The organism is Methylomonas rivi (assembly GCF_024505165.1).
GTDB lineage: Bacteria > Pseudomonadota > Gammaproteobacteria > Methylococcales > Methylomonadaceae > Methylomonas > Methylomonas rivi.
In genome coordinates this window covers 1-14,119 of record NZ_JANIBK010000021.1, presented here as the reverse complement: position 1 = coordinate 14,119, position 14,119 = coordinate 1, and the positions used below count along the sequence as shown (strand labels likewise).

Here is a 14,119-nt window from a genome sequence, read left to right as displayed (position 1 = left end):
TTGCCGATACCGGTTATTGGCAAAGTACCATTTCCGATATCCGCAAGTGACTATATCGAATTGAGAGCCGCTTAAGGCCGCTCAGCATCCCGCAACCAATCTTGCAAACCATTAACACCGATAGCCAAAAACGCATCTTGCAATGCAATAACCCGGCACAGCATCCGGCCATCGTCAGATTCTTCCCTTTCTTCCGCTTCCCGGAATAATCGGGTCAATAGCTGGGAAAGTGGCCCACGGTCATAAACGGGATGATTACCGCCACGCATAAACACCGCAAACCGTTCGGCGGCCGCCAAGCTTTCATCGGGATAGCTTTGCGATAATGCATTTAGCCACTCGTCGAAACCGTAAAGACGAAAACGTTCGTCACTCTGATCTTGTTCGTAAGCCGAGAAATACAGATCGACAATATCCCAAGAAATGCAGATTGCTGGTTGGTCTTTATCAAACAACGACGACAGTTCCCGGGCTATAGTCGTAGCAAACCCATTCGGCTGATTTAGGCCCGCACGGATGCCGGCCAAACATTGTTCGGCATGCCGGGCATGGTTATCTTTGTGAGTCCAAACCGTTGCCGCGCCTTTCCAGGCCTCGATACTGGCGAGTGTCTCTAATTGGTGAATAAACTGCTGAAAATCGATATAGTCTGAAAACGCCGCTAACGCCGAAATCCGGCCCCAGGTTTCCAACGGCTCGCCCAATTCATGGCAAACAATCCGCTGCAATACCGCGCCGACCTCGGCAAAACGTTGATGATAGGCGTAATACAGACACGGTTCCGCCTCCTTCCAAAGCTTAGGCTCTTCTTCGGAAAGTGCCAAATGAAACAATTCCCAACCCAGTTCCGGACTGTGACTTTGCAGATAAGGTAAACGGCGCAGAATCAAGGCGCGGATGGCTGGCTCCGGGTTGCAAGCCAAACGCCTCAACGCCGGCACCAGCAATTGCGGGAAAGGCTTCTGTTTTTCCGACCAATTCGTAGCCACAATCATGAGAGCTTCGGTTATCTTTCCGCGTATCATGCCGATGCCCTCGCCGATCAGATCCCTATCGTCGTTGTTGCTATGTTCCTGTAAATCGATAAAGCCAATGGCGGCAAAAATGAGACGCTTTGTTTCTTGCTCGTTTTCGATTACGTTGGCGAAGGCTTCCAATGCGTTGGCGGCAACTCGATCATGTCGCCAGTGTGTCGAATGCCTTTCAATCTCATCGAGAAGCACGGTTGCTAGCTGTTGTGGGTCGGGTTGTTCTACAGGTTCCCACTGATTGTCGGCGGGACGACGATTGCCGTAACGATTTAGCAGAAAACTTGCCGCGCCATCCAGGATGTCATCGGTAAAACGTTCGGGTATATCGGCCCAATTTTCGGCCAACAAATGCATAAAACGCATTGGACTACGCGAAGCGGCCTCGCGCAATTGCCATTCCACTTCTTCCGTGCCGCCCACCAGAAAATCCTCGCCCCAATCGCGGCCGGTATCATTTCGATAGTGTTTTAGAAGTTTCAATATACCTACGTCGGAAAACTCCAGAAACAGCTCATAAGAAAATGGAGCTCGCACCGTGCCACCCCGCGAACCGATATGCGGCTGACGGATACAGGGACCAAAGGTCTTCTCCCATTCAAGCAAGGTTGCTTGAGCAGTGGGTGATCGTAAGAAAACCGGAATGGTCGCCAATAATTTCGCTCTCGCCCCAAGTATCCGCGGATTTTCAGCAGGATTTTGATTGCCTCCCAATGACAGGATTGCGGTTTCAATTGCATCTTGAACCATCGGTTGCAGGAATATGAAAGCAGCCTGGATCAAATTGCCCAACTCGAAACTCAAATCCGAAGTCAGCATTTCTTGATCGGTTAGCAAACCACACACCTCGGCCAGATTCGGCTCGGGCGATTCGATCAATGCCAACAGTGCCAGATAGCGCAACGCCAATTCCCGGCTATGGCAAAGCTTTTGTCGATTGGCCTGCCACCAGATGGAGTGTTGTTTGGCATGCTGGATAATGGATTTTTCCATGGCGCCAAACAGCACATTTTCAGCGGAAACATGATAAGTATCGTGTTGGCTGTGGGTATATTCATATGAAGTGAAATTCAGGAAATGCGTCCCCAATTCCCGCTTGCCATAATAGTGTTCGGTTTTTATCGCACTCCACCGCTCAACTGCGTCGATAGCCAGATTAAGCAGGCATTCGGATTCCTGCATGCGGTTGGCCAGGAAATCTTGATTGTCAAACACATGCGGATCGCATCTGAGTTTTTGGCTGAAATGAAATTTCAACACATCATCCGGCTGGATGTCGCCGGCGATATAGTGCCACAACAATGTGTCGTCGGCGCCGCCTGCTTCCACGCATCGGGCAATGGCTCGGCCAAGAAAATCGTGATCACGGCGCGGATAACTCAGCAATGTTTCGATCAAGGCAGCAACAACAGTTTGGGTACGAAAGTCGAAATCGTGCAACTGAAACTTTAAGTTGTCCGCCAACTGCTCACGATCCGCCCATTCCTGTTGCAAGGCCAACATCCAGAAAGCCACGACAGCCTCGGGATCGGCATTTTTCCAAAGCCCGATATGCTGCACATGTAGTGACAGGCTTTGTGCATCACGTTGTTGCAACAGGTTAGGGATAAGAAATTTGAGCCAAAAACGATGCCATTCCAGCGATGCAGCTTGGTAATACAACGGGGTAAACAGTTCGCGATGCTGGCTAAGCAGGTGTTTGAGCAAAGACCAGTCGTCATCCTGTGGGACTAACTCGGCCAGGGATTCGGCCACCAAGCGGCGGATATGAAATGCGGCTTGACTATCGAAAACCGCCCGCAGTTGCTTACGCAGACTGCTTCTATCGCCTGCCGCCAGATAAGCGACATAGGCACGTATGGTTGGCCTTACAAACGGTACGGCAGGCAGTTGTTCGATAAAGGCCTTCAGTGTCAAATCGTTGCGTTGCGCGCCACTGACCACCAGTACATCCAGTAAGGTTTGATGGCCGAATTCGATATTGCCGAACTGGTTTTCGTGCAACACATTCGCGCTCAATAATCGCTTGCGCATGTTATCCGGCAACGCTGCTTGCACCCGAACAATGTCCAGCTTGCGGGTTTTCAACATCTTGCCGGCGATTTTTTCGAGTGCCGCCATAGCTTCATCACCCAACAAACTGTCGTTTTGAACAACTATTTCCAGGTACTTACGGCTCAGCGCCTGGCTGGACGCAACATTAAAGCCGCCGGTTTGCTTGGCAATATCGGCAAACATCGCCAGTTCACGCGGGTTTTGCAACAAGCTTTGCGTCATCGAGTCCAGCGTTTGTGGATCAATGCCAAAGGTATTGATGATAGGCGCAACGACCTGATCCCAATTTAAAGGCTGGGTGTTGACGACCTTATCCCAGCTGCGCTCGGCCAGACGGCGGTCATATTTTCGGTCAAACTCCCGGCAAGCCGCGATCAGGGTGACCTTGGGAATCAGCAGCAAGCGATCCATCAGCGCCAGGAAAAAATCCAAAACCACATGATCGCGGGACAAGGAAAGCACATCCAGCGAGTCGATGACGATAACCACGGGTTTGTTGTCCGCCATCCGGGCAATTAGGCCGACCAAGTCTGCGGGCAGGCCGTGTGCGGTCCGTGCTTCGGGTGTCAGGCAACAGGCATATTCGCGGGTTTGGATAAACACAGAGGCCAAATCGTTACGTTGATCCAACGCTTCCTGTAGCTCCAACAGCACACAGGTCTTGCCCGAACCTGGAATTCCGCTGAGCAGTATTGAGCGATCCGTCGATTCAATGGCTGTTATCAATTCAGCGGCGGTATCGACATGCAGACGAGTACCGGAAATATCTCGCCGCCATGAACGTCCGACTGTCGAGGCGCTGGCAAGCGATTGTTGCATTTGTTGTTGCGACATTGGCGGCGCTAGCGTTGCGCCAGATTTTTCCAATATGTCTATAAGATCGGCTTTGCTGAGTCGATGCGAGGGCGGAGCCGATGAACCGCCTTCGCCGATGCAGGCACCAAGGTTGCTCAGTTTGTCCTTGAGAGCGCTGAAAGCCATCTCGGCGTTGGTCGCTAAAAACCGTAGCCGTTCTTTTAGAAGCTCTTCCGTGCGTTCGAATTCATTGGAAACTTCAAACGAAGTTTGGTGGAGCCAATCATATGTCGTCAGGCTAGGTGTCTCAGTTAATCGCTGAGCCAAGGCTACATCGGTCTTACGATGATGGGATGTTAGACTTTGCTGATAAGCAGCAGTATTAGGCTGTGTTCGCGCATGCTCTCGCAACTTAGCAAGGTCGCCAAAATCGTTACGAGAGTAAAACTTGAGCTGGGCCTTTGGATTAGCTGCCAGGAATCGTGAGGCTTTTACCAACTCATCGCCTAAGTCGGCAATCGACCACGGTTTAAAATCGGGTTGGTTCTTTTTGCATTGACAAGCTATCAGGCTACCATCAGCGCAACCGATTACCACATCGTCTACGGGTATCGGTTTTCCGCTGGCATCCAGTGCCGTGGAATCAACTTCCAGCCAATGGTAGGCTTCATCAACCAAAATGCTTAACGCCCAGTCAAACGCGACTAAGGTTTGGTAATGATCGCCTCGATTGGAACGCACGCCTGCAAGACTCAAAGCTTATCCTTAATCTAAAGTATGGCAGCCATGTTCAACGCAATCGGCTCATCCGCCATGCAATTGCCAAAAATGGGCCGGGGTAACGATGGGATAGTGCGCGGATAGGGCTAATAAGTCCTTGTCGCCGGTAACAAGGTAATTGGCTTTTGCAGCCAGAAAAGTCCCCAGTACGGGTTGGTCGGCACTATCGCGGAGTGCAGGCTCGGCTGTTTCCACCGGGTCGACCAGATCGGCAAGGAAAGTCAGGCTATCGACAAAGTCGCGAATTTCGACACTTGACCAAGCAAGACGGTGATTGAGCCGCGGTAAAACCCGCTGCAATTCATCCAAGATATATTGGGAAAGAACAACTTCCAGGCTTCCGTTTCGCCAAGCGGAAACGATTTTGCCCGGTATCGAGTTGGGATAGGCGGTGCCGGAAAGCAAAACGTTGGTATCGAGGACAATGTAAATTTGCGTCATAGCTAAAATTGAGAACGCCTAGTCTCTGAAACTATGGCATCAATTTCATTTAGCCCTTCCTCTTGAGGCACGTTTGCAAAAGCATCGGCCATTTGTTGACTTAATTGATCAAATCGATCTTTGAAACGGCGAATTCGATCGAATAATTGCGCATCGACCAGTGCCGCCACTGGTTTCCCGTCCTTTTTGATTAAAATTGAATCATGCCGGTATTGAACTTGATTCAACATTTCCCCTAGATTTTGCCGAAAAGCAACAGCATTTACTTCATTAATCATAATAACGCTCTTATTATAGAAACCGAGATCATATTGATCATAATGATTTATTAAGTTAATGGCAAATTGATCATTAATTTAAGCCCATGTCAACGTTTGGCCGGGAAATTGGGCGTTCAACAGGGTTATTTTTAGATCAATTGGCGACCTGATTACGCTAATTGCCGAGCTTCATTCCACCATATTCATCGCCATAAAGCGGCCCTTCTTAACCGGCAGAAATGGCTCAACTGCTGACACAGACGCATACAACGAGATTTTTCAAATAAATCCCCTCAAATCCCCCTTTTTTTCAAAGGGGGAGGATCACTTCTGAACCCATACTGAACAGTTACATTGAATTTGAAGCTTTTTGGTTTATAGGCTGATCTTAGAACCAATCAAAGCATCAAGCCGCCACTTGGCACGATTCCAAGGCCTCCAGCATATCCTGTTTGGGCAAATTGCGGCCTATGAACACTAGGCTTGATGCCTTGGCTTCGCCGTCTTGCCAGGGGGCGCCAAAATCCTGCGTCATCAGCATGTGTACGCCTTGGTAGATGACACGCTTGTCGCAGCCGGCGATATTCAAAATACCTTTATAGCGCAACAGGTCGTTACCATAGTCGCGAACCATGATGTCCAGAAATGCGAGTATGCGCGCAGCATCCAGCTCCCTGTCGGTGCGAAATACAAATGAACTGATGTCGTCTTCATGCTCGTGGCTGACGTCCTCCAAAAAGTCCGGTTCGATTTTCAGTATATCGTCCAGGTTGAAGCCGTCGATGTCCAGAATGTCACTCAGCTCGGTTGCGCCAAAATGCACGCGTTTGATCGGTGCTCTGGGGTTCATGGTCCGCAGTCGTGTTTCCAGATCGGCGATCACTTCGGCTTCCTGCAAATCCGTTTTCGACAACAGGATGCGATCGGCAAACCCCACTTGTTCTTGCGCTTCGTGGTGTTCTTGCAATTGTTGATGAGCATGTACCGCGTCGACCACGGTGACGATGGCATCCAGCTTATAGTTTTCGGCGATGTCCTGCTCGATGAAAAAGGTTTGCGCCACCGGCGCCGGATCGGCCAGGCCGGTGGTTTCGATGATGACCCGTTCGAAGTGAATGTCGCCATTTTCGCGGCGGTCGGACAATTCGCCAAGGATGCGCACCAGGTCGCCGCGCACCGTACAGCAAATGCAACCGTTGTTCATGGTCACGATTTGCTCGTCGGCCTGCACCAGTAGTTCGTTATCGATGCCGGTTTCGCCGAATTCGTTTTCGATCACCGCAATACGGCGGCCGTGGTGTTCGGTCAGAATGCGGTTCAGTAAGGTGGTTTTACCGGCACCGAGAAAGCCGGTCAGAATGGTGACTGGCACCGGGAAGTTGAGAATGCGGTTCATAAGTTTCCTTGCGACTGGATTTGTCGTTTGTCGCGTTCGATTAATGCGTAGGCGGAATGGTTGTGTATAGACTCGAAGTTTTCCGATTCCACGGAATAGGCGGCGATGCGGGGCTCCGCCTCCAATCTGGCGGCCACGTCGCGGACCATGTCTTCGACGAACTTGGGGTGATCATAGGCATATTCGGTGACGTATTTTTCATCCGGGCGTTTCAGCAACCCATAGATCGGTGACGAGGCTTCGGCTTCCACCAGCGCGATCAGTTCTTCAATCCAGATAAATTCGCTGGCCGACACGGTAATCGTCACATGCGAGCGCTGGTTGTGGGCACCACGCTCTGAAATTTCCTTGGAACACGGGCACAGGCTGGTGACAGGCACCACGATTTTGACTTTGATCCGGCAGCCGGTACTGTCGATTTCGCCGATGAAGCTGACCTGATAATCCAGCAGACTACGCACGCCGCTGACCGGCGCGGCCTTGTCGACGAAGTACGGAAAGCGCATGTCGATATAACCGGATTCGGCTTCCAGCCGGGACAGCATTTCTTGCAACATGACCGGGAATGAGGCGATGCTGATCTCCCGGTCATGGCTATTCAATATTTCGACGAAGCGCGACATATGCGTGCCCTTGAAATCATGTGGCAAATTCACGTACATATCAAAGCGGGCGACGGTATGTTGTTCGCCGCAGCTCTTGTCCTTAACCCGCACCGGGTGCAGGATGTCCTTGATGCCGACTTTGTCGATGGCGATGCGGCGGCTGTCGGCGCGGCCTTGAATGTCTTCGATGGCGCTGATGTTCATGCGGCCACCTCGCTGTAACGCACGCAGGCGTTGTCGGTTTCCCATAGTGTGACGGCAGCAACTTTGACATGCGCGCTGTTCAGGGTGGCCGATAGTTGGCGGTAAAACCAGGCCGCCAAATTCTCTGCGGTGGGGTTGATGCGGTCGAAGGGCTTGATGTCGTTCAAAAACCGATGATCCAGACTATCCGCCAGTTGTCGGGTCGCGGCCTTGATGGCTTTGAAGTCGATGGCGATACCAATGTCATCCAGCACCTTGGCTTGTACTTCGGTTTCGACTTTCCAGTTATGCCCATGCAGGCGACGGCAATCGCCGGGATATTCGCGCAAGGCATGGGCGGAGCAAAATTGCGCGTGAACTTTCAGGGTATAGAGGCCGCAGGTGGACGGGGTTTGTTCAGTTATTGTCATCGATTTTCAACGTGTCGTGAGTCAATGGTGTGTAGGGAAGACGGGTAGCGGTTTTGCGCGGCCAGTTCGATCAGGGCTTGCGCCAACGGCAAGGTTTGCTGGTGACCGCCGTGCAACCAGCGCAGCGTGACATGGCCGTCTTGCATTTCCCGCTGGCCGACCACGATCAGCAGCGGCACTTTGGCCAAACTGTGTTCGCGGATCTTGTAGCCGATTTTTTCGTTGCGTAAGTCGGTTTCCACCGTCAAACCGGCGCTGTTTAATTGCTCGGCAACTTCCAGCGCATAGGTTTCGGTTTGTTCGCTGATGGGCGCGACCACGACTTGCAGTGGCGCTAGCCAGAACGGCAGCCAACCGGCGTAATGCTCCAGCAAGATACCGGTAAAGCGTTCCAGGGAGCCGAACAAGGCTCGATGCAGCATCACCGGGGTTTGCTTGTTGCCGTCGGCGTCGATATAGCTGGCTCCCAGACGGTCCGGCAGATTGAGGTCGACTTGCAAGGTGCCGCACTGCCAATCGCGGCCCATCGCATCGCGCAGCACAAATTCCAGTTTCGGTCCGTAAAACGCGCCTTCGCCGGGGTTATGCGTATACGGCAGTCCGCTGGTTTGCATGGCTTGAATCAAGGCCTGCTCGGCCTGATCCCAAACCGCATCGCCACCCACCCGTTGCGCCGGCCGGTCGGAAAATTTTATGCGAATGTCGTGAAAGCCGAAGTCGCGATAGATGCTTAAAATCAGCTCGCAGATGGCCAGGCTTTCTTGAGTGATTTGCTGCTCGCTGCAAAAGATATGCGCATCGTCCTGGGTAAAAGACCGCACCCGCATCAAGCCGTGCAAGGCGCATGACGGCTCGTAACGATGCACCTTGCCGAATTCCGCCAACCGCAGTGGCAATTGCCGATAGCTTCGCAGGCCTTGTTTGAATACCTGCACGCCGCCGGGGCAGTTCATCGGCTTCAGCGCAAACACCCGCTCATCCGGGGTTTGGGTGGTAAACATGTGTTCGCCGAATTTCTCCCAGTGCCCGGAGGCCTGCCACAGGCCAATGTCCATCACGTCCGGCGTATTGATTTCCTGATAGCCCGCCGCCGTCTGCCGTTGCCGCAAATAACCGATCAAGCGCTGAAACAATCGCCAGCCTTTGGCATGCCAGAAGACCGAGCCGGGTGCCTGTTCCTGAAAATGAAACAAGTCCATCTCTCTGCCCAGGCGACGATGGTCGCGTAATTCCGCTTCCCCCAATTGCTTGAGATGGCAATCCAGCTCGGTTTGTGTCGGCCACACCGTGCCGTAGATACGCTGCAGCATGGGCTGCGTGTGATCGCCTTGCCAATAGGCGCCGGTCAATTTGAGCAGTTTGAAGGCTAGTCCAATTTGCCCGGTATCCGCACCGTGCGGGCCACGACACAGGTCGGTAAATTGCCCTTGTCGGTAGACGGAGATAGTCTCATGTTCGGGAATACGGGTGATCAGTTTCAGCTTGAAACACTCGTTGCACTGACTGAAAAAGGCAATCGCCTGTTCCCGGCTCCATTGTTCGCGGGTGATAGGGTCGGCACGCTCGACGATGTCGCGCATGCGTTGTTCGATGACGAGCAAGGCGTCGACGGATAACGGTTCGGCAAAGGCAAAATCGTAATAAAAGCCGTTTTCGATAGCCGGACCAATGGCTACTTGCGTATCAGGATAGAGTTCCTTGACGGCTTGGGCCATCAGGTGCGCGGTATCGTGGCGTAAGGTGTCGAGAGAGTCTTCGGTTTGGTCTGCTGAGGAAGTCATGGTTAATTGGTTGATTGATTCACGTCGACGTTGCGGAAACGCTGGCTATCTTCGACGCTAAAAGCGACATCGTCGACTTTGAAGTTGTTTAATTTCAGGCTGTAAAAGCGGTCGAAATGGTTTTGAATATCGCGTTGGATGCGCGGGTCGAAATTGGGCTGAACGGTGTGAGCATTACCGGTCGGCCTAGCAATGACTTCGCCGTCTTTGACTACCAAGTGGCCGCTTTTGAACACCAAGGCGGCATCGGCGAACATGGCTCGATAGTCGGCTTGCGGTTGGGCAACAAACGCTCCCGGCGTTTTGCCGCACTTCCCACAGCCCTGTGGGTCGTATACAGCGATGTCGGCAATGCCGCCGGGGGCGAGATGACCTCGGTCGCGCAAGCCCAGCAAGCGCGCGGCGGCGAAACGGGTCATGGTGGCGATTTCGCTCAAGCTAAATTCTCGGGTTAGGTTCGGCAACAGGGTTAAGGCCAATGCCTCCTGATTCAGCCGGGCCATGCAAGCTTGCCGATAATCGGCGTCCATCAGCAGCCGGATCAATTCCGGATAAGCCGTGAACGGTGCACCGTTGGGATGATCGGTGGTGAAAAACAGCCGCTCCGGGGCTTCGGCCAGTAAAAACAACTCCAAACCAATCGCCCATTGCAGCGTGTTGACGAAGCTGGCTTCGCGATAGCGATACGGCACCACGCCGCCGGAACCTTCGCATTCGGCGTCCCACATCATCCACTTGTTGGGGCTGGCGTCGCCGTGACGGCTGTATTGGGCAATCACATCGCCGGAGATGGTCACGGTCTGGCCGAACAGCACTTGGCCGACATCCATGGTGATGTTGGGGTGGCGGTTGAAAGCTTCCAATAATCGCGCGGCCGCCGAAGAAAAGCCCTTGGCGCCCTCGTTGCCGTAAGCATAAAACTGCACGTGGGCCAGATGCATCGGCAGGCCTTGCGCGGCTTCCATGGTGGCTACGATGGTCTCGACGTTGCCGGGAATGCCTAAGTTGTTGCAATGGACATGCACCGGGTGCGGCACGCCGAGCTGGCAAGCGGCGGTTTGCAGGGTTTGCAGAATTTGCCGGGAACTGACGCCGTAATCCGGCACGATGTCGTCCAGATCGAATTGGCGCACGTTGCTTTTAAACGCATTGGCCCCGCCGGCGTTGATGACTTTCAAACCCAGCGCGCGGGTGGCGTTTAGGGTCCAGGCCACGTAATCGTTGATTTGGTTTTGGCCGGCCTTGGCCCGCATCAGCCGCAGCAGCAAGTCGTCGTTGCCCAGAATCTCCAGCGCGGCGGTGTCGATGATTGGGATGTCGGCCATTTGCAGGTGCACGTCCAACGCGTTGACCGGCAGCATGGCCGGCTCGACCACGGTGGTGTAACCCATCCGGGCGTAGCGGTAGCCGGTGTCGGTACTGGACCATTTGGCGGTGGAAAACGGCTGGTTTAAGCGGCGCGCCATGTGGTTGCGGTGTTGCTCCGGCAACAGCATGCGCGCGGTGTTGACGTTGCCGCCGGCGATATGGCTATGGATATCCACCGCGCCGGCCATCACGATTTGGCCGGATAGGTCGTAAACGGTGTCGAAGCGAGCGTCCGGACCGGGATTGGTTATTATCAAGCCGTCACGGATGAACAGGTCGCGTTGTTCGCCATGCAGATTTTGCGCGGGATCGAAAATTTGCCCGCCACTCAACTTGATCAGCAAATCCGTGTCCTTACAACATGTCCAGGGTCAACAACAGACGTCGCGGTTGCACGGCGGTGGGTTGCGGCGAGCGGTGCACCAGGCCGTGGCCTTCATTGCCTTCCCAGTTTTCGCCCTTCATCAGCCCCACCGCGTAAGCCGGCATTTGCCGGATTGCGGTCGGATCGGCAATCAAACCGGATTCGGCATCGGGTTGGCCACAGCCGCCCATGCCCAGTTTATGGCGATTGAGCGCATATTCAGGCAACCATTCAGTACCGATGCCGCCGTAACTGCAGATCATTCGCGCCGGCACCCGGTCGACGTGAAAACGCGGGCACATGGCTTTATCCAATGTACGCAGGCGCAAACCGGCTTCACGGCGGTCGAACAATTCGCAGAACGCCGAGACCAGCATCTCTACATCCTCCAGCCAAAGGTGATAGCCGGGCAGTTGAGCTGCGTTTGGCCATAAGCGATTGAAGTCGAAATGCAGCTGATCGACCGGCTGGCTAATCTCAACGCGGCCGGCATCCTGCACAGCCCGATAGACGAATTGCTCTATAGCGGCAGGTAACGGCCGTTCGATCAGGCACAGATTGACGCCGTCTTCATAAATGCGCGACAAATCGGCGAACTGATTGGAGATGACGGTCCTGGTTGCCGAGGGGTTGAATAGCGGTCGAAATCCGCCGGCAATGAGGGATGATGCAATGTCAGGTTGACGAAATGGAACACGGGCGAACATTGAAAAACTCCTTAGGCAGCCAGTAAGGCTTGTTCGAAAAAAACAATGAATTGCATGAAAACTATGCCCGAGGCAAAAGCCGCGCTTTGACCGCCGAGATGGGCCAGGCTGGAACGCTCGTGCAACACGGGGATCAGGTCGGAAGCGGCGATGTAGATGAAGCCGCCGGCGGCTATCGGCAGCAACACGATCAAGGAAGATTCGGCGGCCTGACTGAGCAGCAAGGTAAATATCGCCCCAGGCAACACGCTCAGCGAGCAGTAAAAGTTTGTAGAGCACTGCTTGCCGTGGCGAATAACCTCCGCGCAGCAGTGCGCCGACGTCGCCCAACTCTTGCGGAATTTCGTGGGCGACGATGGCCAGCGTGGTAGTTAGCCCCATGACCGGATCGGCCAGAAAACTGCCGGCGATCAAAATGCCGTCGACAAAGTTGTGCATGGCGTCGCCGATCAGATTCATTTTCGCCAGGGGCAAAATGTGATCGGCCGTTGGGCTGCAGTCGACATTGTGGTCGTGTCGCCAGCGCACGCCTTTTTCCAACACGAAAAAAACAAACATGCCGATCAGCACAGTCAGACAGACCTCGCTGACCGCGCCATGGCGTTGAATGGCATCGGGAATCAGATGAATGAAGGCATCGCCCAGCAGTACGCCGACAGCCAGGGCCACCAGATTGGGTACCAGCCATTTTAAAGTCTCGGTTTTTAGCCAAAGCGCAATCGCACTCGACAGCGAGCACAAGCTGACGGCGAGACAGGCAGCGATGGTGCCGGCCAGGGTGGTTAAAGCAATCGTCATGTTCGATGTAATGCGAAGGGTTTGACCGAGTGATATTCGTGGCGCGAGCTGTAGATAAATTCGGCGAGGGTGTTGGGCAATATGTGCGCGGCGAAATGCGCGAGCATAAAACCGAGTACAGTCAGAAACAGTCTGGATAAGGCTCGCTTGGTTTTACCCGCATCGATCAACGCCTGCACGATGGCCAGCATCGCCAACAACTCGATACCGATGATGTGCAAGTAGGTGTCGATGCTAGCCATCGGCAAACCATTGCGGAAAATCATCCCGGTAGTTGCGCCAGGCGTCCGGGCCGGCCACCAATTCGGCATCGGTCGGCAAGTCCTCGCGGAGGGTGCGGCAAATGCAGCCGTTGCTCATTTCGAGCTGTTTTTCCTGGCCGCGATTCAATTGCACCTCGTTTTTAACCGATGCGGCGTCGATGTTGACTTCGCTCATGTCGTTGACTATGACTGCTAGTCGACGGTTATCGCGGTTGCCGAGAATATGTTTGAGCAACATGGTTTTGCCGGCACTGAGAGAGCCGGAAAGCACGGTGACGGGCAGTTTGCCGGAGAGTGTCTGATTCGGAATCAATGTCATTGCAATGCTATGTTAAAACTTTTATTGGTTGTAACTAAGATTTAGTCGGCCTATGACTACATCTTGGTTAGCAGGGTAACTTACAGAATTTAAAGTCTGGTTTCGCTTACGGCAGGGACTGGTTTCGGACAAACCTTGCACAGTAAGAAGGAAGCTGAATACGATCTTTGTTGTAAACAGATTGGCCTTCGTTTTGGATATGCAATCAAACATGTAGGTCATTTGCCTCTGTAAATTCCTGCTATCCCATTATTTATGGGTTGCGGTAAAGCATATAGTACATCTTTAATCGTAATTGTTACAATATAACATATCGTTCTGATGCGCCAATATTTCCCCTTAAGCGACGAGCGATATGGATAAAGATTTTGGTTAGGATTTCCCGCTTTCGGAGAATTGAGTCCGACGCCATATAGACGGAAGTCAAGATGCTGAATTAAAAATTCAAGTGTTAATGTCAGCATGACGCCATAAACCTGACGTTCTTGATCATTGAATTTCAGTTATCTGAATATCGCAAAGTGGCCGGCTGCAGCGCTCCATCT

11 protein-coding genes are annotated in these 14,119 nt (G+C 53.1%); all 11 read right to left on the bottom strand.

Annotated elements, in window-relative coordinates:
* Window positions 1-71 precede the first annotated feature (71 nt).
* Entirely contained in the window at window positions 72-3,902 is a 3,831-nt protein-coding gene (locus tag NP596_RS05995) for an AAA family ATPase (protein WP_256614373.1), read from the bottom strand.
* Between the two features lie 780 nt (window positions 3,903-4,682).
* Window positions 4,683-5,099 carry a putative toxin-antitoxin system toxin component, PIN family gene (locus NP596_RS05990; RefSeq protein ID WP_256614372.1) on the bottom strand — a complete coding sequence of 139 codons (417 nt, stop codon included), beginning with the start codon at window positions 5,097-5,099 and terminating at the stop codon, window positions 4,683-4,685.
* A gap of 2 nt (window positions 5,100-5,101) precedes the next feature.
* The gene (locus NP596_RS05985; protein WP_256614371.1) at window positions 5,102-5,377 is read right to left on the bottom strand and encodes a type II toxin-antitoxin system Phd/YefM family antitoxin; all 276 of its coding nucleotides are present in this window, start codon (window positions 5,375-5,377) and stop codon (window positions 5,102-5,104) included.
* 388 nt (window positions 5,378-5,765) lie between these two features.
* Window positions 5,766-6,755 (bottom strand): CobW family GTP-binding protein, encoded by a 990-nt coding sequence (locus NP596_RS05980; RefSeq protein WP_256614369.1) that lies wholly within the window; start codon window positions 6,753-6,755, stop codon window positions 5,766-5,768.
* The gene (gene folE2 / locus NP596_RS05975; protein ID WP_256614367.1) at window positions 6,752-7,564 is read right to left on the bottom strand and encodes a GTP cyclohydrolase FolE2; all 813 of its coding nucleotides are present in this window, start codon (window positions 7,562-7,564) and stop codon (window positions 6,752-6,754) included. The genes NP596_RS05980 and folE2 overlap by 4 nt, the downstream gene beginning before the upstream one ends.
* A complete protein-coding gene (gene queD, locus NP596_RS05970) occupies window positions 7,561-7,974 on the bottom strand; it encodes a 6-carboxytetrahydropterin synthase QueD (RefSeq protein WP_256614366.1) in 414 nt (137 codons plus the stop codon). Before queD ends, folE2 begins: the two co-directional genes overlap by 4 nt.
* Complete coding sequence (thrS, locus tag NP596_RS05965) at window positions 7,971-9,755, bottom strand: threonine--tRNA ligase (protein WP_256614365.1); 1,785 nt, start codon at window positions 9,753-9,755, stop codon at window positions 7,971-7,973. Before thrS ends, queD begins: the two co-directional genes overlap by 4 nt.
* A 2-nt stretch (window positions 9,756-9,757) precedes the next feature.
* The gene (locus tag NP596_RS05960; protein ID WP_256614364.1) at window positions 9,758-11,467 is read right to left on the bottom strand and encodes a formylmethanofuran dehydrogenase subunit A; all 1,710 of its coding nucleotides are present in this window, start codon (window positions 11,465-11,467) and stop codon (window positions 9,758-9,760) included.
* 10 nt (window positions 11,468-11,477) lie between these two features.
* Complete coding sequence (locus NP596_RS05955) at window positions 11,478-12,992, bottom strand: DUF1826 domain-containing protein (protein WP_256614363.1); 1,515 nt, start codon at window positions 12,990-12,992, stop codon at window positions 11,478-11,480.
* Window positions 12,989-13,234: a hypothetical protein gene (locus tag NP596_RS05950; RefSeq protein ID WP_256614362.1), complete on the bottom strand. Its 246-nt coding sequence runs from the start codon at window positions 13,232-13,234 to the stop codon at window positions 12,989-12,991. The genes NP596_RS05955 and NP596_RS05950 overlap by 4 nt, the downstream gene beginning before the upstream one ends.
* On the bottom strand, window positions 13,227-13,574 hold the full coding sequence (locus NP596_RS05945) for a GTP-binding protein (protein ID WP_305891694.1): 348 nt from the start codon (window positions 13,572-13,574) through the stop codon (window positions 13,227-13,229). The genes NP596_RS05950 and NP596_RS05945 overlap by 8 nt, the downstream gene beginning before the upstream one ends.
* Between the last annotated feature and the right edge of the window lie 545 nt (window positions 13,575-14,119).